At 62.6% G+C, this 21,095-nt stretch carries 22 protein-coding genes and 1 pseudogene; 12 read left to right on the forward strand and 11 right to left on the reverse strand.

Translation table 11 applies throughout. The features are described from left to right. Positions 1 to 248 precede the first annotated feature (248 nt). Positions 249 to 950 carry a ribulose-phosphate 3-epimerase gene (gene rpe, locus B5527_RS26330; protein ID WP_079607508.1) on the forward strand — a complete coding sequence of 234 codons (702 nt, stop codon included), beginning with the start codon at positions 249 to 251 and terminating at the stop codon, positions 948 to 950. Here the strand turns inward: rpe and B5527_RS26335 are convergent. From B5527_RS26335 to B5527_RS26345, 3 genes are all read right to left on the reverse strand, one after another. Beyond that, positions 947 to 2,398: a serine/threonine protein kinase gene (locus B5527_RS26335; RefSeq protein ID WP_079604140.1), complete on the reverse strand. Its 1,452-nt coding sequence runs from the start codon at positions 2,396 to 2,398 to the stop codon at positions 947 to 949. The genes rpe and B5527_RS26335 overlap by 4 nt on opposite strands. A gap of 3 nt (positions 2,399 to 2,401) precedes the next feature. Beyond that, positions 2,402 to 3,142 (reverse strand): metallophosphoesterase family protein, encoded by a 741-nt coding sequence (locus B5527_RS26340; RefSeq protein WP_079607509.1) that lies wholly within the window; start codon positions 3,140 to 3,142, stop codon positions 2,402 to 2,404. A 168-nt stretch (positions 3,143 to 3,310) separates the two neighbouring features. After that, positions 3,311 to 3,907 (reverse strand): TetR/AcrR family transcriptional regulator, encoded by a 597-nt coding sequence (locus B5527_RS26345; RefSeq protein ID WP_079604141.1) that lies wholly within the window; start codon positions 3,905 to 3,907, stop codon positions 3,311 to 3,313. Between the two features lie 419 nt (positions 3,908 to 4,326). Here B5527_RS26345 and purB point away from each other — a divergent pair, with 419 nt between their 5' ends. From purB to B5527_RS26375, 6 genes and pseudogenes are all read left to right on the forward strand, one after another. Continuing rightward, positions 4,327 to 5,634: an adenylosuccinate lyase gene (purB, locus tag B5527_RS26350; protein WP_079604142.1), complete on the forward strand. Its 1,308-nt coding sequence runs from the start codon at positions 4,327 to 4,329 to the stop codon at positions 5,632 to 5,634. A 188-nt stretch (positions 5,635 to 5,822) separates the two neighbouring features. Further along, on the forward strand, positions 5,823 to 6,620 hold the full coding sequence (murI, locus tag B5527_RS26355; protein ID WP_079604143.1) for a glutamate racemase: 798 nt from the start codon (positions 5,823 to 5,825) through the stop codon (positions 6,618 to 6,620). A gap of 98 nt (positions 6,621 to 6,718) precedes the next feature. After that, a complete protein-coding gene (locus tag B5527_RS26360; RefSeq protein WP_425305027.1) occupies positions 6,719 to 7,489 on the forward strand; it encodes an HpcH/HpaI aldolase family protein in 771 nt (256 codons plus the stop codon). Positions 7,490 to 7,559: 70 nt separating this feature from the next. Continuing rightward, a pseudogene (locus B5527_RS46610) lies at positions 7,560 to 7,792 on the forward strand (cupin domain-containing protein); the annotation flags it as partial. 106 nt (positions 7,793 to 7,898) lie between these two features. After that, positions 7,899 to 8,726 carry an acyltransferase gene (locus tag B5527_RS26370; RefSeq protein ID WP_245332257.1) on the forward strand — a complete coding sequence of 276 codons (828 nt, stop codon included), beginning with the start codon at positions 7,899 to 7,901 and terminating at the stop codon, positions 8,724 to 8,726. A 56-nt stretch (positions 8,727 to 8,782) separates the two neighbouring features. Continuing rightward, the gene (locus B5527_RS26375; RefSeq protein ID WP_079604144.1) at positions 8,783 to 9,676 is read left to right on the forward strand and encodes an SDR family NAD(P)-dependent oxidoreductase; all 894 of its coding nucleotides are present in this window, start codon (positions 8,783 to 8,785) and stop codon (positions 9,674 to 9,676) included. Here B5527_RS26375 and B5527_RS26380 read toward each other — a convergent pair. Then, positions 9,620 to 10,408 (reverse strand): SDR family NAD(P)-dependent oxidoreductase, encoded by a 789-nt coding sequence (locus B5527_RS26380; RefSeq protein WP_079604145.1) that lies wholly within the window; start codon positions 10,406 to 10,408, stop codon positions 9,620 to 9,622. The two genes, B5527_RS26375 and B5527_RS26380, sit on opposite strands and share 57 nt — an antisense overlap. 261 nt (positions 10,409 to 10,669) lie before the next feature. On the opposite strand from B5527_RS26380, the gene rpsD reads away from it, so the two are divergent. Then, a complete protein-coding gene (rpsD, locus tag B5527_RS26385) occupies positions 10,670 to 11,287 on the forward strand; it encodes a 30S ribosomal protein S4 (protein WP_079604146.1) in 618 nt (205 codons plus the stop codon). 227 nt (positions 11,288 to 11,514) lie between these two features. Further along, entirely contained in the window at positions 11,515 to 12,582 is a 1,068-nt protein-coding gene (locus B5527_RS26390; protein ID WP_079604147.1) for a threonine aldolase family protein, read from the forward strand. A 68-nt stretch (positions 12,583 to 12,650) separates the two neighbouring features. Here B5527_RS26390 and B5527_RS26395 read toward each other — a convergent pair whose 3' ends face one another. Genes B5527_RS26395 through grxD form a run of 4 tightly spaced genes read right to left on the reverse strand, consistent with a single transcriptional unit; the run spans position 12,651 to position 16,159 of the window. Next, positions 12,651 to 13,961 (reverse strand): serine hydrolase domain-containing protein, encoded by a 1,311-nt coding sequence (locus B5527_RS26395; protein WP_079604148.1) that lies wholly within the window; start codon positions 13,959 to 13,961, stop codon positions 12,651 to 12,653. Further along, complete coding sequence (locus tag B5527_RS26400; protein WP_079604149.1) at positions 13,942 to 15,228, reverse strand: serine hydrolase domain-containing protein; 1,287 nt, start codon at positions 15,226 to 15,228, stop codon at positions 13,942 to 13,944. Before B5527_RS26400 ends, B5527_RS26395 begins: the two co-directional genes overlap by 20 nt. Then, entirely contained in the window at positions 15,225 to 15,824 is a 600-nt protein-coding gene (locus tag B5527_RS26405) for an O-acetyl-ADP-ribose deacetylase (RefSeq protein WP_079604150.1), read from the reverse strand. The genes B5527_RS26400 and B5527_RS26405 overlap by 4 nt, the downstream gene beginning before the upstream one ends. After that, a complete protein-coding gene (gene grxD, locus B5527_RS26410) occupies positions 15,821 to 16,159 on the reverse strand; it encodes a Grx4 family monothiol glutaredoxin (RefSeq protein WP_079604151.1) in 339 nt (112 codons plus the stop codon). Before grxD ends, B5527_RS26405 begins: the two co-directional genes overlap by 4 nt. 285 nt (positions 16,160 to 16,444) lie before the next feature. Between grxD and egtB the strand changes: the two genes are divergently transcribed. After that, positions 16,445 to 17,701 carry an ergothioneine biosynthesis protein EgtB gene (gene egtB / locus B5527_RS26415; protein ID WP_079604152.1) on the forward strand — a complete coding sequence of 419 codons (1,257 nt, stop codon included), beginning with the start codon at positions 16,445 to 16,447 and terminating at the stop codon, positions 17,699 to 17,701. Between the two features lie 48 nt (positions 17,702 to 17,749). Then, a complete protein-coding gene (gene egtD / locus B5527_RS26420) occupies positions 17,750 to 18,721 on the forward strand; it encodes an L-histidine N(alpha)-methyltransferase (RefSeq protein WP_079604153.1) in 972 nt (323 codons plus the stop codon). Here the strand turns inward: egtD and B5527_RS26425 are convergent. Then, positions 18,697 to 19,902 (reverse strand): low temperature requirement protein A, encoded by a 1,206-nt coding sequence (locus tag B5527_RS26425; protein WP_079604154.1) that lies wholly within the window; start codon positions 19,900 to 19,902, stop codon positions 18,697 to 18,699. The two genes, egtD and B5527_RS26425, sit on opposite strands and share 25 nt — an antisense overlap. Before the next feature lie 27 nt (positions 19,903 to 19,929). Next, positions 19,930 to 20,184: a BolA/IbaG family iron-sulfur metabolism protein gene (locus B5527_RS26430; RefSeq protein WP_079604155.1), complete on the reverse strand. Its 255-nt coding sequence runs from the start codon at positions 20,182 to 20,184 to the stop codon at positions 19,930 to 19,932. A gap of 182 nt (positions 20,185 to 20,366) precedes the next feature. Here B5527_RS26430 and B5527_RS26435 point away from each other — a divergent pair, with 182 nt between their 5' ends. After that, positions 20,367 to 20,726, forward strand: coding sequence for a DUF427 domain-containing protein (locus B5527_RS26435; protein ID WP_079604156.1), 360 nt, complete (start codon positions 20,367 to 20,369; stop codon positions 20,724 to 20,726). A gap of 94 nt (positions 20,727 to 20,820) precedes the next feature. On the opposite strand, the gene B5527_RS26440 is transcribed toward B5527_RS26435, so the two are convergent. After that, positions 20,821 to 20,994, reverse strand: coding sequence for a DUF1328 domain-containing protein (locus tag B5527_RS26440; protein WP_079604157.1), 174 nt, complete (start codon positions 20,992 to 20,994; stop codon positions 20,821 to 20,823). Positions 20,995 to 21,095: the final 101 nt, after the last annotated feature.

The following is a 21,095-nucleotide window of genomic DNA, read 5'->3' on the forward strand; positions in this document are numbered from 1 at the left end:
ACTCCGGCAGATGCCGCATCGCGCGGCCATTTACGTTCGCAGCGCAAACCTCAGCAAGCGCCGTGCCATCGCGAAAAATCCAACAAAATAGGGGTTTTCTGGTTCCGAAACCGTCGGGCTCCCCCGGCAATTGATGCCGCCGCGGCAGAATTTTCCGCCCGCTCGCGGGGCCCTGCCCGCATTGCCCCCAGGCTTTGCACATGTTACGCGAAACCGTTCCGCACACCTCGCAAATCGGGAAAACGCGCATGTCTCAGCAATTTGCGTCACGCCCCCTCGTCATCGCACCGTCGATCCTGGCGTCCGATTTCGCCAAACTGGGCGAAGAGGTCCGAGCTGTCGATGCCGCCGGTGCCGACTGGATCCACCTCGACGTGATGGACGGGCACTTCGTTCCCAACATTTCCTACGGCCCCGACGTCATCAAGGCGATGCGCCCGCACACCAGCAAGATCTTCGACGCGCATCTGATGATTTCGCCCGCCGATCCCTATCTCGAGGCCTTCGCCAAGGCCGGCTGCGATCACATCACCGTGCACGCCGAAGCCGGCCCGCATCTGCATCGCTCGCTGCAGGCGATCCGCGCGCTCGGCAAAAAGGCCGGCGTCTCGCTCAATCCGGGCACTCCGATCAGCGCCATCGAATACGTCATCGACATGATCGATCTGGTACTGGTGATGTCGGTCAACCCCGGTTTCGGCGGTCAGGCGTTTATTCATTCGGCGCTCGGCAAGGTCGGCGACCTCAGAGCCATGACCGCGGGACGCCCGATCGATATCGAGGTCGATGGCGGCGTCGGGCCGGATGTTTCCGGCCAGCTCGCCGCCGCCGGCGCCAATGCCTTCGTCGCGGGCTCCGCCGTGTTCAAGGGCGGCACCATGGAAGCCTACAAGGCGAACATTTCCGCGATCCGCAATGCTGCGGCGCTGGCGCGCGGAGAAGCGATCTAAGCTTTCGCTTCTTCCGCCTTCTCGTTTGCACCGCTCTGCCCCTGCAGCGCGGCCGGCCGGGGCGGCCGCACCACGGTAACGGTGCAGGCTGCTTCCGCCGCCACTTTGGCGGAGACGCTGCCCAGCAGGGCGCGCGCCAGCGAATTCTGCCGCGCACCGATGACGATATGATCGACGCGATTGGCGTGCGCGAATTCCAGGATGGCGGAGGCGGGATCGACGGCCTCCAGCACGTGGACCGAAAGCCTGCTCTCGTCGAGCTTGAGCGGCTGCGCCCAATGCCGCAGCGCGACCAGCCGGTCGATGTGCTTGTTGTTGCCCTTCTCGTCGAGCGTCCTGTCGATGGTGATGCGGCCGAGCTTCAAGACGTTGATGCATGCGAGCCTCGCCGACGGCAGCGTCGCCAGGATTCGTTGCGCGGTCACGCGCAAGGCCCCGTTCAAGGCATCGGTTTCTTCAGCGATTTCGAGAGCGACGGCCACGATCGGACCTGATGCCATTTGCGCGGCAAGGTCGGATTTCGGATTCGGCTGCGTCAGGCCGCGATTGAAGCGGCGGCGCAGTACGGTGCTGATGGGATCGCGCCTCACCCGTTCCGATCGCGCAGTCAGTTTGATCTGGTCGGGATTGCCGAGCTCGAATGCCAATTGCGATGCGGTGGGGTGACGCCACACCGGCTCGATCTCCAGGCAGCGCAGCACGACTTCCTGGAGCCAAGCAGGATAGTCGGCCCTCAGCTTGCGCGGCGGAACCGGATCGCGCCACAGCCGCCGCCGCATTCCGCGCATGGTCTCGGTCTCGCCGAACGGCCGCACCCCCGTCGTGAAGAAATACAACAGTACGCCCAGCGAAAAAAGATCGCTGCGCGGATCGTCGCGCACCCCGAGCAAGCGCTCCGGCGCCATGTACGGGGCGGTGCCGTAGGGCAAGCGAAACTCTTCCTGCAGCAAATCGGGCAGCTGATTGTGGTGCGACAGTCCGAAATCGATCAGCACGGCTTCGCCGGAGGCGCGAAACATGACGCTGCTCGGCTTGATGTCGTGATGAATGACGTTCTGCCGGTGCAGGTCGGCAAGCGCCAGCGCAATTTTCTGCGCGATGCCGCCAGCCTCTTCGTAAGGGAGCGGCAGATCGCCGAGTCGGCTGTAGAGCGTGCTGCCCGGGATACGCTCGATCACGACATAGGCTTGCCGAGCGAAATCGCCGGCGCCGAAACAGGCGGGCACGTGGGGCCCGGACAACCGCGGCAGGATCATCTGCTCCATTTCGAAACTGACTATGGCCGCGGGATCCTCCCCCTCGGACACCCGTGGGATTTTCATCAACAGCGGCAGATCGACGTCGGGCCGGGTCACGCTCCAGAGCGTCGCCATCCCGCCACGATGGACGCATTCTCCGACCTTGAAGCCGTCAATGACGGCGCCCGGTGCAACCGTGAGCCTCGCCAATGTTCACCTCCCGACCAAAAGCCGATCGGCCAGCCAGAACGGCAGGCCGTTTTCGCGAATCCGCGTAGCCGCCGCCCCGGCATCGTAGGGCACGCGGCAATAGGTGATTTGCCGGGAGATAGTGTCGAACATCGCAAACGAGGCCGCCGGATCGCCGTCGCGGGGCTGCCCCACCGAACCGAGAACGGCGAGCCAGCGCCTGCCGCCAAGCAATTGCACGGGAACGCCTGAGGTCGGAACGAAACTCGTCATCTTCGCGGCCGAAGACATCGAGTAGAGCGCCGGCCGATGGATGTGGCCGCAGAATGTGATGTGGGATTCGGTCGCCACGATGCTGCGCGCGGCATCGGCGGTGGTTTGAACATAGTGCCACCTCGCCGGGCTGCTGGCTTCGGAATGAACGTAGAGCCGATCCTCCTCCCGCAGCGCCAGCGGCAGCTCAGCCAGAAAGCGCCGCTGCGCGCCGCTAAGCCTGCCGCGCGTCCATTCGATCGCGGCCTGCGCTTCGGCGTTCATCGATTCCGTTGTCGTGCCGACGGCGCTGTCGTGGTTGCCGCGCACGGCCATGGCGCCGCGCTCGACGAGGCGCATCACCGTCTCAACCGTCCATTCCGGATCGGCGCCATATCCGACGTAATCGCCGAGCAAAATCATCCGCTCGGCGCCGCGCGCTTGCGCAAAATCGAGACATGCGCTGAACGCCTGCCGGTTGGCATGGATGTCCGTAAAGACGGCGAGCCGCACATTTTCCTCCGCAGCAATCCTGTCGGCCGGGCTTGTGCCGGCTTTGAGCGATATCAAACAACAGGACGCTGGCGGCGCGCAATCACGATGAGAGGCTGAGATGGGGTAAGGCGGCGATCTTGAAGACCTTCCGCGACCGACGGCCGCGACAGCGTGCCGAGGAATGATTTAGTGCTTACACGGCGCTTCGAGGCCCCTGAGCAACAGCGCCAGCAAGGCATCAATCCGCGCCGCCTGCGCCGGATCGCTCCATTCCTCGGCATGAGCAGGGTGATGGAAGCGGATGGTGGCATCGAAGAGCGCGCGCGCCGAAGCCTTGGCATCCGCGGCCTCAAAGTCCCCCTGTTTAACGCCGTCGGATATGATATGCGCGATCTGGTCGACCAGACCATCCTTGTGCGCCTTCACCACCTTGCACGCCTCTTGCGCCAGCGCCAAATAGGTCGCGAACATCTCGGGATCATCGCAAACCTTCTTGTGCTTGATCGCAATCATCGTGCGAAGCCAGTGCTCCAGCCGGACGGGCGGCGACTCCGAACCCTGGGCAATCTCCTGGAGGGGCGCGTTGACACGGTCGAGCCAGCGTTTTGCCACCGCTTCGCGCAGTGAAGCCTTGCTCGGAAAATGACGATAGACGCTGCCGTGGCTCACATCGAGCGCACGGGCAACGTCCACCACCGTGGCCTTCGCCAGTCCGTAGCGTCGCAACACCTCTTCCGTGACCTCGAGAATTCGCTCCGGGGTCAAAACCAGTGTTTCGTTCATGCGCGCACCGTCTGCCTTCCAAGCTTTCGCAAAGCGATCTGGCGGGTGGTCATCGCCCTCGCCGTTAGCGGGCCAGTCTCTCGGCCTGGGCGGCAAGGTGACGGGCCACGCGAGCATTGAGCCAACCCTGAATTTGTGCGGTCAGATAAAAGATTTCGATAGTCATGGCAGTCGTCCTATTTAACTCCCGGGCTCGCTGATTGTTCGTCAAAGCCCAGGTGACACTTTCTTAATGGTGTCGAACGCTGATATAGCATGTCCCGCTGACAGATTTCAGTATCTGTCATTCAATGTTTCGTGAGTGGGAGGGCGGAACCGGCCGCATGGCGCCGGGGCCGTCCGCCGGATAATCCGAGGTTTGTCTCCCCACAGCGCCTCTGCTAAAGCGCGACCTGATCCCTGTGAGCCCCGAGTCTTCGATGATTTCCCGCTATACCCGCCCGGAAATGGCCGCCATCTGGGAGGCGCAGACGCGCTTCAAGATATGGTTCGAGATCGAGGCGCATGCGGCCGATGCGCTGGCGGAACTCGGCGTGATCCCCAAGGAGGCCGCGAAAGCGGTCTGGGACAAGGCCCGCGGCGTCATTTTCGATGTCGCGCGGATCGACGAGATCGAACGCGAGACCAAGCACGACGTCATCGCCTTCCTCACCCATCTGGCGGAAATTGTCGGCCCCAAGGCCCGCTTCGTGCATCAGGGCATGACTTCGTCTGATGTGCTCGACACCTGCCTCAACGTGCAGCTGACCCGCGCCGCGGACTTGCTGGTCGAGGACGTCGACAAGGTGCTGGCGGCGCTGAAGAAGCGTGCCTTCGAGCACAAGATGACGCCGACCATCGGGCGCTCCCACGGCATTCATGCCGAACCCGTCACGTTCGGGCTGAAGCTCGCCTACGCCTATGCGGAATTCAGCCGCGCCCGCGAGCGGCTCCTGGCCGCCCGCAAGGAGGTCGCGACCTGCGCGATCTCGGGCGCGGTCGGCACCTTCGCGCAGATCGATCCGCGGGTCGAAGAACACGTCGCCAAGGCGATGGGGCTAATTCCGGAGCCGATCTCGACCCAGGTGATCCCGCGCGACCGCCACGCGATGTATTTTGCAACGCTGGGCGTGATCGCGTCCTCGGTCGAACGCCTTGCCACCGAGATCCGGCATTTGCAGCGTACCGAGGTGCTGGAAGCGGAGGAATTCTTCTCCGAGGGCCAGAAGGGCTCCTCGGCGATGCCGCACAAGCGCAACCCGGTGCTGTCGGAGAACCTCACCGGGCTGTCGCGCATGGTGCGCGCCTATGTGACGCCGGCGATGGAGAATGTCGTGCTGTGGCACGAGCGCGACATCTCGCACTCCTCCGCCGAGCGCATGATCGCTCCCGACGCCACGGTGACGCTGGATTTTGCTCTCAATCGCCTCGCGGGCCTGATCGACAAATTGCTGATCTATCCTGCGAATATGCAGAAGAATCTCGACCGCCTCGGCGGCCTCATTCATTCGCAGCGGCTTCTGATTGCGTTGACGCAAAAAGGCTGCAGCCGCGAGGACGCCTACAAGCTGGTGCAGCGCAACGCGATGCCGGTGTGGCGCGGCGAAGGCGACTTCCAGGCGCTGCTGAAAAAAGACGCCGACGTGAAGAAGTATCTCAGCGATGCCGAGATATCCGAGCAGTTCGATCTCGGCTATCATTTCAAGCACGTCGATACGATCTTCAAGCGCGTGTTCGGCGAAAGCTAGTTCGAGCGGATCGCACATGGCAGCGACGTTGCGGTCAGCCTGCACGCCGGCCAGGGGCCGCCAAAACCGCTGCTGCCGGTGTGACGCACCGACATCCGCCGCTTGGGAATATCAGGTCCGGACCCGCTTCGACGCCCTCGCCCGCAATAACAACTGAATGGTAACCCGGGATCGGCTAGGATCGCGCCGTGTCAGTACCTCCGACGATTCTGGTTTTCGATTCCGGGCTGGGCGGGCTCACGGTACTGCGTGAAATCGTGGGCACCCGGCCTGACGCGCATTATGTTTATGTCGCGGATGATGCGTTCTTTCCCTACGGCCATCACAGCGAGGAACAGATCATCGCGCGCGTGGTGCCGCTGATCGGCGAGTTGATCGCCGCGCATGCCCCCGATCTTGTGGTGATCGCGTGCAATACCGCCTCGACGCTGGTGATGTCGCACCTGCGTGAGCGATACCAAGTTCCCTTTGTCGGAACCGTGCCGGCCATCAAGCCGGCCTGTGCGAGTTCCCAAACCAAACGTGTCTCGGTGCTCGGCACCAAGGGCACGGTGAAACGCGAATACACGAGAGCGCTGATCCGCGATTTCGCGCAAGGCTGCGAAGTGACGCTGGTAGGTTCCGCGGAACTTGCTTCGCTGGCCGAGGCAGCATTGAGCGGCGGCGATGTGAGCGATCGGCAGGTATCGGCCGAGCTCGCGCCCTGTTTTGTCGGGGATGGCGCGGACGGTTTGTCGCGCACCGACACCGTCGTGCTGGCCTGCACCCATTACCCGCTGCTGATGGACCGGCTGGTCAGGCTGGCACCGTGGCCGGTAGACTGGATCGATCCCGCGCCCGCGATTGCCCGGCGGGTTGCGGATTTGCTCGGGCGACCCGGCGGCGAAGCCGATCATGCCGGCGCCGAAATGATTTTCACATCCGGACGGCCGCACACGCTGAACCGGGCATTGATGCCATTTTTCGGCGGCCGGGTTCCGGCATAGGCAGATACTGGTCTTTTCGACAACTTGCCGCGCTGCTAGCCTTTGCGCGACCGCCATTGCTTAAGCCTCAGCCAAACGGAGTTTTGGATTTGACGCCCGTGACGCCTGCGCCGCTCAACCGTCTTCGCAAGCAATGGCGTGAGGGCCGCCCCACATTTGGCGCAATTGCGACGATTCCCAGCATTCAGACCGTACAGATCATGGCCCGTTCGGGATTCGACTGGATCATCGTCGACCTCGAACACGGTCCGATCGATCTCGGTTCCGCGCACGGGATGATCGTCGCGACGTCAGGCACGCCTTGCGTGCCGCTGGCGCGAATCGCCGCCAACGAGCCCTGGCTGGCGAAAGCGCCGATGGATATTGGCGCGCTGGGCATCAATTTTCCAATGATCTGCAGCCGCGCGGATGCCGAAAAGGCGGTCCGCAGCGTGCGCTATCCGCCGCGCGGGGACCGGCTCTGGGGACCGTTTCACGCGCCGTTCCGCTGGGGCGTCTCAATGCCGGACTATATGGCGACCGCGGATGATGACATGATCTGCATGATCACCATCGAGCACGTCGAGGCGGTCAACCATATCGACGAGATCATGGCTGTGCCCGGCATCGACGTCGCCGTGATCGGCCCCGGCGACCTCGCCACCAGCATCGACAAACATGGGCGCGCCGATGATCCCGAAGTGCTCGCGTTGATGGCGCGCGCCGAAGCCGGCATCCTCAAAAGCGGCGTCCCGATCGGGGGCGTGGCGCGCACGGCCGAACAAGCCAACCGGATGATCGACCGCGGCTATCTGGCGCTGGCGCTCGGCTTCGACTGGTCGCTGTTTGCCCGCGGTATCGCGGCGAGTTTTGACGGGATCAAGCGCTGAAGCGCCGCTGGGCCGGATGGCCGACAGATGCGCTCGCGCTTCTCTTGCACGCCTGAGTCTCTCGCCACAGCAGGTTCCCGCAGGCGGTGCCGCCGGCCGCGATACCCATCCGGGTATCGAGACTGGCTACGTGCTGGGGGGAAGGTGGCCGATGGCAGGCCGCCGCTCAAGCCGGAGGTCGGCGACTCCTATTAAATTCCGGCCGGCGCCGTCCATGATGCCAGGACGGGAAATAAGCTACTGAAAATGCTAGTAATTTACGTAGCGGACAAAACCAAGCCACTCGCCTCGCCCGCGCCATAGACGCAGAACCATCTGGCGTCAGGTCCGCCGGTTCGTGCTAGATCAGAAGCCGGCGAAGGGGTAACCCGGTCAGCCGGCTTGCTGCTGTGGGAACCTGAGTGGAACGATGCGCGGTACGGTTCGAAAGATTTCACTGCCGCGCCGCGTAATCATCGACCTCATGCGGGCGTCGGCAGACATGCCGTTCGTCGCCGTGCGCCGCACCCTCTCGATCGAACGGCTCGCCTCCGCGCGAAAAGGTCTCGGCACCCGGCCGGCCTGGGCGGTGATCTTTGCCAAGGCGTTCGCGATACTGGCCAGCGAGCAACCAATCCTGCGCAGGGTCTATCTCAAATGGCCCTGGCCGCATCTCTACGAATTTCCACAAACCGTCGCGATGATCGTCGTGGCGCCGGACGCGACGCCGGACGGCGTGCTGCTGTTTCCCGTCAAGGCTCCCGATCGCACTTCCCTCGCCGAAGCCCACGGATGGATCCAGAACGCCAAAACCCAGCCGATCGAAGCCACGCCTTTTTTCCGCAAGACGATGATGGTTACCCGTTTGCCGCAGCCGCTGCGATGGCTGGCCTGGTCGATCGGCCTTAATTTCGGCCGTCAGCGCGGCAACTATCTGGGCACGCTCCTGGTCACGTCGGTCGCAGCTTTCGGCGGCGGTGAAGTGGAGGCGCTGGGCCCGCAACCCTTCATATTCAGCTATGACAGGATGTCTGATGATGGCACCATCGATGTCATGATCCGTTGGGATCACCGGATCACCGACGCCGCTTTTATCGGAGCGGAGCTTTCGCGGCTCGAGCAGATCCTGAACCATCAGATTGCCGATGAGATACTGGCGCTCGCCGCGACGGAGCGGGGTGTAGCCGCTGCCCTTACTGAAGGGAATAGCCCCGGCCGCAGCGGTAAAATTTCCCGAGAATTCACCAGCATACCCTGACCGGCCGTCAGCGAATAATTTGACGGAGACGTAACAATGGGCCGAATCGCCGACCGATGAAAATCTTACGCGGACGCACAGCATTCGTCACAGGCGCAGCCTCCGGTATCGGTCGCGCGATCGCGACGGCCCTCGCGCGCGAGGGAGTCAATCTCGTCATCACCGATCGGGATGCCGAGGGCCTGGTGCTGACTCGGCAGGAGGCGGAGCATGAAGGCGTCCGCGTCCGCAGCATCACTTGCGACCTCGGCCAGTCCGAGCTTATTGCAGAGATGCTCGACCGTGTGGTTTTGGATGGTCCGCTGCACATCCTCGTCAATTGCGCAGGCCTGGCCTTTTACGGACAGCAGCGCAGCATGAGCGACGCCGACTGGCGCAATATCATTGCGGTCAATCTGATGGCGCCGATGCAGATCACGACCAGGCTGATACCTGCGTTGTCGCACGTCGATGAAGCCCACATTGTCAACATGGCGAGCTTTTTGGGACTGGTTCCCACCCGGCGGCTCGCGGCCTATCAGGCCAGCAAATACGGCCTTGTCGGATTTACGCTGGCGCTGCGGAATGACTATCACCGCAAAAACTTCGGCGTCAGCGTCGTCTGTCCGGGCTTCGTGAAGACGCCCATGCTGGCACAAACCGGCCAATCCGAAACGCCGGCCTGGGGCCCCAAAATCCCCGCATGGCTGTGCACGACCCCGGAACACATCGCACAAGTAACGATTCGAGCGATCAAGCGCGATAAGGGACTGGTGGTCATCACCGCTTTCGCGCACGCGATGTGGCGGCTCAACCGCTTTCTTCCGGGCCTGGTCGATTTTCTCAATCGCGAAGGGTGGCGCTCGCGCGGCCCGATCCTCCCGGACAATGACACCAACCGATTGGCGCAGAGATCAAGCGAGGCGCCGGCGGGCCCGTTGCAGGTAGCCGACGAGCGCGAGCACAAGTGAGCGCGGCATCATCCGCGTCAGGGCGATGCTGACTTTGTTGCTGATGCCGGGAACGCAGAGCGCGTGTCCCGCCCTCATGGCGTTCCAGCCGGCGCGGGCCACATCGGCCGCATCGAGCTTCGGCAATAGTTTGAACAGCGCAACCCTGTCCGCGCCTGCGCGCGCCAGGAACGGCGTACGGACAGGGCCCGGACACAGACATGTCACCGTGACGCCGGCGCCCCTGACCTCCTGCCTCAGCCCCTGCGAGATGGAAATCAGATACGCCTTGCTGGCAAAGTAGACCGCCATGCGCGGTCCGGGAGCGAATCCCGCCACCGATCCGACGTTGAGGACGGCGCCGCTCCGGCGTGCGACCATTCCGGGCAGGAAGCGCAGCATCAGGTCGGTCGCCGCGCGCACGTTGACATCGATGATCCCCAGTTGCTGCTGGCGGTCCAGTTCGACCGCGTCGCCGAACAGCCCAAAACCGGCGTTATTGATCAGGATGTGACAGTATAGATCGAGTGCCTCGAGCTCGCGCACGATCACCTCGCCGGCGTCGGGTGAGCTCAGATCGAGACTTAAGACCACCGTCAATCGCCCGGAAGGGTCGATACTGGCTGCCAGCGCGTCCAGTTCGGGCCTGGAACGCGCGATCAGGACCACCCTGGCCCCTTCCGCTGCCGCCAATTTGGCGAATTCCACCCCAAGGCCGGAAGATGCCCCTGTGACGACGACGGCTGGCTGCATGAAACGACCCGATTTCCCCGACGCCGGCGGCCTCCCGCGGCTCGCCGGACCTGCTTTTACCGGTCCGACGGCCGATTTGACAGCCGGACCGATAGTCCCTAGAAACCGCCTGCTCGCGGGCCGATTTCGGCCCGCGATGCGTTTCGCGACCCGTGGTCCGGTCCCTTCAAGCTTAAGGGGTTGGGCCTGTCGGCTCCGGGAATTTCCCGGCGCACAGGAGGGCGCGTTTCCTCAAAACTCAAACTTTGCAAAGAGGACGCGATGACTAAGCGCAGTGAGGCGAAATACAAGATCGATCGCCGTATGGGCCAGAATATCTGGGGCCGCCCGAAGAGCCCCGTGAACCGCAGAGAATACGGCCCCGGTCAGCACGGTCAGCGCCGCAAAGGCAAGCTTTCCGACTTCGGCGTGCAGCTGCGCGCCAAGCAGAAGCTGAAGGGCTACTACGCCAACATCAGCGAACGCCAGTTTCACGGCATCTACGTCGAAGCCGGCCGGATGAAGGGCGATACCGGTGAAAACCTGATCGGCCTGCTCGAGCGGCGCCTCGACACGGTGGTGTATCGCGCCAAGTTCGTGGCCACCATGTTCGCCGCGCGCCAGTTCATCAACCACGGCCACATCAAGGTGAACGGCCGCCGCGTCAACATCGCGAGCTTCAAGGTGAAGGTCGGCGACGTCATCGAGGTCAAGGAATCCTCCAAGCAACTCACGGTGGTGCTGGAAGCCATTCAGCTCTCGGAGCGAGACGTGCCCGACTTCCTCGAAGTCGATCACTCCAAGATGACGGCGAAGTACGCCCGGATCCCCGCTCTGTCCGACGTGCCGTTCGCCGTGCAGATGGAGCCGCATCTGATCGTCGAATTCTATTCGCGCTGATTCTTGTCAGCGGCGCTTTTCGAATGCGAAGGCCCCGGTTTTGCCGGGGCCTTTTTGCTGGGTAGGATTGACCGATCTGCTCGATTATCACCATGTCGGTTTGAAATGATGTCATTCCGGGGCGTGCGAAGCACGAACCTCAGATGTGCTATTGCACATCGGAAATCTCGAGATTCCGGGTCTGGTCCTGCGGACCATCCCGGAATGACGAATCCAAAGGACTCGCCATGACCTACACCCCCGCTCCGCGTGACCCAAAGCAGCCGCCGGTCCGCATCAACCTGTTGTCGGATACGCAGACCCGCCCGACGCCTGCCATGCGCGAGGCGATTGCGCGAGCCGAGGTCGGCGACGAGCAGATCGGCGACGATCCGACCGTGAATGTGCTGTGCGAACGGGTGGCCGAGTTGCTCGGCAAGCAGGCCGCCGTGTTCATGCCCTCCGGCACCATGTGCAACGTCGCGGCGACGCTGGTCCACTGCCGGCCCGGCGACGAAATCCTGGCGCACGAGACGGCACACATCATCGCGCGCGAAGGCGGCGCCCATGCCGCGCTCGGCGGGTTTCAAATCACTCCGCTCTCGGGCACTGACGGCAAATTCACGCCCGACACCTTTCGCGCCGCACTACACCCGCGCACCCGCTACCAGCCGCCGCAGACCGTGGTCAGCGTCGAACAAACAGCCAATATCGGCGGCGGCACGATCTGGAAAAAAGCCGATCTCGATGCGATCGTGCAGATCGCGAAATCGAACGGGCTTGCCACCCACATGGATGGCGCGCGGCTGCTCAATGCCTGCGTCGCTACCGGCGTCAGCGCAAGCGACATGGCAGATGGATGGGATTCGGCCTGGCTCGATTTTTCCAAGGGGCTGGGCGCGCCCATCGGCGCCGTGATTGCCGGCTCGCGCGAATTCATCGACGAGATCTGGCGCTGGAAGCAGCGGTTGGGCGGCTCGATGCGCCAGGCCGGCATTTGCGCTGCGGCCTGCGTCTACGCGCTTGACCACCATGTCGACCGCCTTGCCGACGATCACGCCAACGCGCGGGCGCTGGCGCGGGGGCTATCGCAAATTTCCGGCATGGACGTGCAGCAGCCTGAAACCAATCTCGTTTTCTTTAATCCCGATGGCGCCGGAGTCACCGGCGACAAGATGGTCGATGCCTTGCGTCAGCGCGGCGTGCTGCTCGCCATGATGGACGGCCGGATCAGGGCCTGCACCCATCTCGATGTCACCGCCGACATGATCGAGGAGACGGTCGGGCTGGTGCGCGAGATTGTGCGGGGCGTGTAGATAAATCAGCGAGTAGCGTGGATGAGCGAAGGCCCGGTGTGTTATTCCCGGAATCTCGCTCATCGACGCTACGATCTATCTTTCCTCTCGATCGCCTCATAGATCAGCGTCTTCAACTCCTGTTGGATCGGTCCGCGCTGCGACGGCGACCGCATCATGCAGATGGTGAACATATCGTCCCGCGGGTCGATAAAGAAGAAGGTGCCGCCGACGCCGTCCCAGCGGTATTCGCCCAGTGGCCATGCCGGGTTTGTCGCGTTCGAGGTGCGCACGGCAAAACCTAGGCCGAAGCCACTATTGGCGCCGGGAAAATAAAACTGGTCGCGCGCGATTTTAGTCTCGGGCCCGATGTGATCCGACGTCATCAGGGCGACAGTCTCGGGCTTGAGGTAGCGGCGGCCATCCAGGGTGCCGCCGTTCAGCAGCATCTGCGCAAAACGCGCGTAATCGCCGATGGTACCGACCATCCCTGCCCCGCCGGATTCCCAAGCGCCCGGCAATGTCGGGTCTTTGATTCCAGCCACCGGCCGCCCAAAGCGGTCATCGGGCAAGGGCTCGGCGATCAACGGCCGCTTCGATGGATCGGCGACGAAGAAGGCGGTGTCGGTCATCCCCAGGGGATCGAGCAGCCGCTGCTTCTCGAAGGCGAACAGCGACTGGCCCGACACCACTTCGATGACACGGCCCAGGACATCGGTCGAGTGGCCATAATCCCACAGCGTCCCCGGCTGTTCGGCGAGCGGCAGTTTCGCCAGGCGTTCGACGAATTGGGCGTTGTCGAAATCGCCCTCGAATAAATTCGAATTCGCATAGAGTTTTCGCACCGGATTGTCGCCGTAGAAGCCATAGGTAAGGCCCGAGGTGTGGCGCAGCAGGTCTTCGATCGTGATCGGACGCACGAGCGGTTCGAGCGCAAGGTCCGGCTTTCCGTTCGCATCGTGTTTCTCGACACCGACTTTCACTTTAGCGAACGCCGGAATATATTTCGAAAGGGGATCGCCGAGCGAAAGCTTGCCGTCCTCGACCAGCATCATCGCGGCGACCGATGTGATCGGCTTCGACATCGAATAAAGCCGAAAGATGCTGTCCGCGGTCATCGGGCGCCGGCTTTCGACGTCGCGCACGCCGAAACTTTCGAAATAGATGGGATGACCGTGCTGCTGAATCAGGACCACGGCGCCCGGGATCTTGCCGGTCGCAATCTCCTGCCGGATAAAATCGCCGACCCGTTCGAGCTTCGCCGGCGAAAAGCTTGCCGAAACGGAAAACGTCGATTCGGCGCAGACCGCACCTGGCCGTCCGGCAACGATCGCGAGAACGAGAAACGCAAGCGCCGCCGCAACGCGGCGGGTGGTGCCGTCAGTTCTCCATCGCTTCATAGATCAGTTTCTTTACCGCGGGCTGGATAATCTGGCGCTGCGAGGGCGTCTGCTCCAGTAACACGAAAAACATGTCCTGCTTGCGGTCGATCGCGAAATAGCAGCCGCTGGCGCCGTCCCATTTTATCTCGCCGAGCGATCCCGCCGGCGGCGGCTTGGCATTGCCGGGATCGGTCCGCACGCCGAAACCGAGGCCGAAGCCGAAGCCATCTCCCGGGAAATAGAAATAATCGCGTCCGACGCCCGAGTTCGGCCCGATATGGTCAGAGGTCATCAGTTCGAACGTTTTGGGATTGAGATATTGCTTGCCGCCGAATTTACCGCCATCGAGCAGCATCTGCGAAAAGCGGGCGAGATCGGCTAGCGTCGAATTCATCCCGCCGCCGCCGGATTCCCACTTCATCGGGACATCCGGGCTGCTCACGAAACCAACCCGGAAGTCGCTGTCGTTAGGCATCGGCTTGGCGATCAGCTTTTGCTGTTCAGGATCGGTGACGTAAAAGCCGGTGCCGGTCATGCCGAGCGGGTCGAGCAGCTTTTCCTTCTCGATTCCAAGCAGGGATTTCCCTGTCACCACTTCCATGATCCGCCCAAGGATGTCGGTCGAGTGGCCGTAGTCCCACAGCGTCCCCGGCTGTTCCGCCAGCGGAAGCTGCGCGATGCGTTCGGCAAACCCAGCATTGTCGAAGTCGCCGTCATAAATCTTCGCGTTGGCATAGGCCTTTCGGACCATGCTGTTGCCGTAGAAACCGTAAGTGATCCCGGATGTCTGCGTCATCAGGTCCAGAATCGTGATCGGCCGGTTCAACGGCACGAGTTCGAGCGCCTTCTCGCCGTTCTCGGCTTTCTTTTCGACGCCGACCTTGGCGTTGGCGAATGACGGAATGTATTTGGCGACGGGATCGTCGAGCCTGAGCTTGCCCTCTTCGATCAATTGCATCGCCACCACGCTGGTGATCGGCTTGGTCATCGAGAACAGGCGGAAGATGGTATCATCGGTCATCGGCGCCTTGGTCGCGACGTCGCGCACGCCGAAGAATTCGTGATAGACCGGTTTGCCGTGCTGCTGGATCAGCAGGATTGCCCCGGGAATCTTGCCCTGCGCAACCTGATCGCGCAGATAGTCGCCGACGCGCGCGAGTTTCTCCGGGTTGAAATGCGCCCCGGGCGGAATGTCGAAGGTACCTTCCGCACTCAGGGACGGCGCAGCCGCGATCGTCAACACCGCCGCAAAGATCAGCGATCGCAACGCATGGCGTGAATTCATGTCCCCTCCCGGAAATTGTTCCGCTGAGTGTAGCGGGCGGCCCAATCGGCACAAGGGCTGCCAAATTCCGCCACCCGCGCCGCGTGCAACAGCGCGCTGTCGTTGGAAAAACAGCAGAAAATGACGCTGGTGACCGCTCGCGCCGCCGCCAGCGCATCAACCGTGGCCGAGACCGCGATGCGCGCCGCGCGATCGGCGGGAAAACGATAGACCCCGGTGGAAATCGCCGGAAACGCAACCGAGTCGAGGCTGTGGCTCTGGCACAGCTCAAGCGCGCGGCGATAGCACGATGCCAGCGCCTCATCCTCACCCTGGTTTCCGCCAGCCCAAACCGGGCCGACGGCATGAATCACATGCGACGCCGGCAGCCGATAACCCCTGGTGATTTTGGCGTCGCCGGTCGCGCAGCCATGCAGTGTGCGGCATTCGGCCAGCAGGTCCGCTCCTGCGGCGCGATGGATCGCGCCGTCCACGCCGCCACCGCCTAGCAACGAGGTGTTCGCGGCGTTGACGATGGCGTCAACGCTCAGGCTGGTGATGTCGGCGACGATGACTTCGAGCCGCACCGAGCCGAGTTGGCGCGCCGCCAGGCTCAGGCGGATGCCGCCGCGGTGACCGCAATGCCCTTGTCGGCAAGCAGCTGCTGCAGTTCGCCGGCCTGGAACATCTCGCGAATGATGTCGCAGCCGCCGACGAACTCGCCCTTGACGTAGAGCTGCGGGATGGTCGGCCAGTTGGAATAGGTCTTGATGCCGTTGCGCAGGTCGGCCGATTCCAGCACGTTCAGACCCTTATAGCCGACCCCGACGTGATCCAGGATCTGCACCACCTGACCGGAAAAACCACACTGCGGAAACTGCGGCGTGCCCTTCATGAACAGCACGACGTCGTTCGACTTCACTTCGTTGTCGATAAATTGCTCGATGCTCATATTTCGCGTCCTTCTGCGGCAAAGCCTTTCGGGCCGCCGTCAGCCCGTTAACCCCGACACCCATATATGTAGCCCAAACCGTTGTGCATCCAAAGTAAAATGGCGGGGAACTGGCATGCGCCGGCCTGAATCGGTCCGGATGTCGGAGGGGCGACCATAGCCGGCGGGCAGTATCATGATAGGCTCGGGAGGCTTTTATCCCTGACGGAAGCCCTTATCTAGGACAGGCCATTCCGGGGGAACCGGTACGGCAGAGCAACGTTCTCTCCCGAACCGGAGATCACCGTGACGAAACCAGCATCCGCTGCGGCCACGCTCGCCGCCCCTTGCCCGTCATTATTTTCCGATTCCGGCAGTCTGGCCCAGAATTTGGTGGAAGCCTTCCTGACGGTCCGAAATGAGACCGAAAGCCGCGCCGCCCCCCTGACATCAGAGGACCAGTTGATCCAGTCGATGCCGGACGCAAGCCCGGCGAAATGGCACCGCGCCCATACCACCTGGTTCTTCGAGCAATTCCTGCTCGGCGAACACTGCGAAGGCTACAAGCCCTTTCACCCGGATTACGCATATCTGTTCAATTCCTACTACGTCAGCGCCGGACCGCGGCACGCCCGCCACCAGCGCGGCCACCTGACCCGTCCTGGCGCCGATGAGGTTACCGCCTATCGCCGGCACGTCGACTCGGCGATCGTGAAATTCTTTCATGAGGCGGATGAGGACGAACTGGCGGCGATCGCGCCGCTGGTCGAAGTCGGTCTCAATCACGAACAGCAGCATCAGGAATTGATGCTGACCGACATCCTGCATGCCTTTGCGCAAAACCCGATTGCACCGGCCTACGATCCCAGGTGGAAATTTCCCGCTGCGACGCGAACCGGCGAGGCGTGGGTCACGCTCAACGAGGGCATCCACAGCATCGGACATGCCAGCGAAACTTTCCATTTCGACAACGAGAAGCCGGCGCACCGCGCGCTGGTGGGACCGGTCAGGCTGGCGCGCAACCTCGTCACCAACGCCGAATGGCTGGCGTTCATGGCCGACGGCGGCTACCGCAGCCCCACGCTCTGGCTCATGGACGGCTTCGCGGTGGTCGGCAACGAACAATGGCAGGCGCCCGGCCACTGGCGTGAGGTCGATGGCGAGTGGCAGGTCATGACGCTGGGCGGATTGAAGCCGGTTGATCCATCAGCCGCGGTTTGTCACGTCAGCTATTATGAGGCCGACGCCTTCGCGCGCTGGAGCGGCAAGCATTTGCCGACCGAAATGGAATGGGAAGTCGCCGCCCGCGCCGGCCATCTCAACGATGCGTTCGGGATCGTGTGGCAGTGGACCCGGAGCGCCTACGCCCCCTACCCCGGCTACCGCGCGATCGAGGGCGCGCTCGGCGAATACAACGGCAAGTTCATGGTCAACCAGTTGGTGCTGCGCGGCTCCTCGCTTGCAACTCCCGACGGGCATAGCCGTATCACCTATCGCAACTTCTTTTATCCACACCATCGCTGGCAATTCACGGGACTGCGCCTCGCCGACTACGCCACCTGATTTTTTCTCGAATTCAAGCGCGCCGGAAAGCGCGCTCAGGAGACTATCATGAATGTGCACGCCGCCGCGTTGGGTAAGGCGCAACGTTTCGATGAACAAACCACGGCATTTGCCGGCGACGTGCTGGATGGTTTGGCGCAGCATCCGAAACGGCTGGCGCCGAAGTATTTTTACGACGCTGCCGGGTCAGAACTGTTCGAACAGATCACGCTGCTGCCGGAGTATTACCCGACGCGCACCGAACTCGGCATCCTGCGCGATCGGGGCCGCGAAATATCGGTGATCGTCCCGAAAGGCGCAGCCCTTGTGGAATTCGGCGCCGGCGCCACCACAAAAGTCCGCCTGCTGCTGAACGAATGCGCGCTCAGTGCCTACATTCCCGTCGATATTTCCGGTGATTTCCTCAAGGGGCAGGCCGAGGCGCTGCGCCGGGATTTTCCGGGTCTCGACGTCTACCCCGTCACGGCGGATTTCACCGCGCCGTTCGCGCTGCCCGAGGCCATTGCCGCCATGCCGAAGGTCGGATTTTTCCCGGGATCGACGCTCGGCAATTTCGAGCCGCACGAAGCCTGCGCTTTCCTGCGCAGCGCCCGCGATATCCTGGGCCAGGGCGCGCTGATGGTGATCGGGGTCGACCTCGAAAAAGACGAGCGCGTACTATACGAGGCTTATAATGATGCCGCCGGTGTCACCGCGCGCTTCAACCTCAATGTGCTCCATCGCATCAACCGCGAACTGGGCGGCAATTTCGACTTGAGCGCGTTCACCCATCGCGCGATCTACAATCGCGAGCGCCACCGCATCGAAATGCACCTGATCAGCCGCAAGGCGCAGAGCGTGCGCGTGCTGGCCCGGAGCTTCTCATTCCGCGCCGGCGAAAGCATTCACACCGAGTGCAGCTATAAATACAGCCTCGATCGCTTCACGGCGCTGGCGCGCGGTTCAGGCTGGAAGCCGCTGAAGTCGTGGACGGACGCCGCCGGCATGTTCTCGGTTCACGCGCTGGTGGCCTCGGACTGAGGCGCGGCTGCGGCGGATCGCAGCGAAATCGATTCCCACGCCGCGACCATGATCATGATCGCGGTGGTCAGGATCGACAGCATCAAGGGCGACAACTCGGCGGCGAACCAGGCCAGAATGGCAAGCACGACAATGCCGGCGCAGTGGGAAAGTTGAAGCCAGCCCCGGATGGTGTGCTTGAACAGGATGGTTCCGACCAGAAACAGCAGGGGCCCGCCGATCGCACTCAAGACCGTCTTCAGGTCGGAATGGTCGGCTGGATGTGTCAGCACCAATTCATCGGCGACCGCCGAGAGAATGATGCCGGCGACGATCGGCAGATGCAGGTAGGTATAGGCCAGCCTCGCCAGCCGCCCCGGTTCGGTGGATCTTGAAATCTGCTCGGAGCCCGCTTCGGCGCCCTTGTGGAAATAGATCCACCACATCGCGATCGCGGCGACAAAGGCCGACACGAACGCGCTGACCGTTTCGGTGGTCCAGGCCAGATCGGCAAAGGTCGCACCGGTCACGACGATGGATTCGCCGAGCGCGATAATGATGAACCCGGCACAGCGCTCCGCCATATGACCGCCTTCGACCGCCCAGTCTTCGATCGAAGACGCGCCATATTTCGGTATCCAGAACCGCGCCGCCGGCGAGAGATATTCGATGGCCAGCGCCACCGCCCAAAAGGCCAGCCGCGAATGGCCTTCCGCAAGGCCGCCTAATATCCAAAACACCGCCGACGTGGACAGCCAGATCAAAATGCGAATCGCATTCATCCGGATCGGAGGCTGCGTTCGCGGGACCGACGCCAGCAGAAAGGTGGTCCGCCCGACCTGCATCGCGGCGTAGGCAAGTGCGAACCACAGTCCCCTCGATTCGAAGGCTTTTGGAATCGAGGTCGAGAGCACGAGCCCGCCGAGCATCAGCGAAAACAGCAGCACGCGCACCGGCGTGAGTTCGGGATTGAGCCAGTTGGTGATCCAGGCGGTGTAGACCCACACCCACCACACAGCCAGAAACAACAGAGTCGTCTGCAACGCCTCCAGCGGGGTGAAGCGGCCGAGCAGCGTGTGCGATATCTGGGTGACCGCGAAAACGAACACCAGATCGAAAAACAACTCCGCGTAGGTGACGCGGCTGTGCTGGTTCGGCACCAAGGGGCGAAACAGCGCGCCGCGTTGATTGTCCGCCGCCATGGCGCCCCTTGCCCCGCCGGATCCTCGTCAGCGCCCCGGCGCCCCAGGTCCGCCAGGCACCCCGGTCTGCAGCGCCAGCGCGTGAAGCACCCCGCCCATCTGTCCCTGCAGCGATTGATAGACGATCTGGTGCTGCTGAACCCGGGATTTGCCGCGGAACGACTCCGAGATCACGGTCGCCGCATAGTGGTCGCCGTCCCCGGCGAGATCGCGGATCGTCACCTCGGCGTCGGGAATGGCTGCCTTGATCATCGATTCGATATCGTGGGCGTCCATCGGCATCCAGTATTTCTCCAATCCGGCGGTTCGAGCCGCCGCCGGCTCAACCAGCGGCAGCCCCCCGAACTTAGCGCGCGGACCCTTCTACGTCACGCCTTGTCGCACTATATTTGCCGCCCAATCCCTGCAAAGCCGCTGGATCGAATCTCACGATCACAACGGGCTGACCCAAACGAGGGCTGACCATGAAACTCCCCGGTCCCGACCACCCGATCACCATTACCGCGAACCCGAAACGCATCCGTGTTTCCGCTGACGGCGTCGTCATCGCCGACACCACGCACGCCTTGACCCTGAAGGAAGCGAGCTACCCGGCCGTGCAATATGTGCCGCGCCAGGACGCCAATATGGCGCTGCTAGCGCGTACCGGCCGGGTCACGCACTGCCCCTACAAGGGCGATGCAAATTATTTCAGCATCCTCGCCGACGGCAAGACCATCGAAAATTCGATCTGGACCTATGAGACGCCGTTTCCGGCGATGGCGGAAATCTCCGGCCATCTGGCGTTCTACCCGGACAAGGTGAAGATCGAGGAAGTGGGCTGATTACGTGTTGCCCGCGCAACCGAAGCAATCCAGAACCACAAAGGAAGGCTGGATTGCTTCTCGCTATGCAATGGAGGAAGGGTCTGGTTGCGCCCTACACCCTGAAAATCGTCAGTCCCAGGATCAGCAGGACCAGGAAGATCACGACGAAAACGTAAAACAGGAAACGCGCGACGTCAGCAGACGCCGCCGAAATCCCGGTGAAGCCGAGGATGCCGGCGACGATCGATACCAGAAAGAAAATCAGCGCCCATTTCAGGATTGTCATTCGCCGGTTCCTCCAATTTTCCCGCCGCGGGATCGATCGCCCTCGCGAAATCGCTGATCTAACCGCGGGCGATGGAACTGGTTCCCGCGCGACCGGAGGGC

Source organism: Bradyrhizobium erythrophlei (assembly GCF_900129425.1).
Lineage (GTDB): Bacteria > Pseudomonadota > Alphaproteobacteria > Rhizobiales > Xanthobacteraceae > Bradyrhizobium > Bradyrhizobium erythrophlei_C.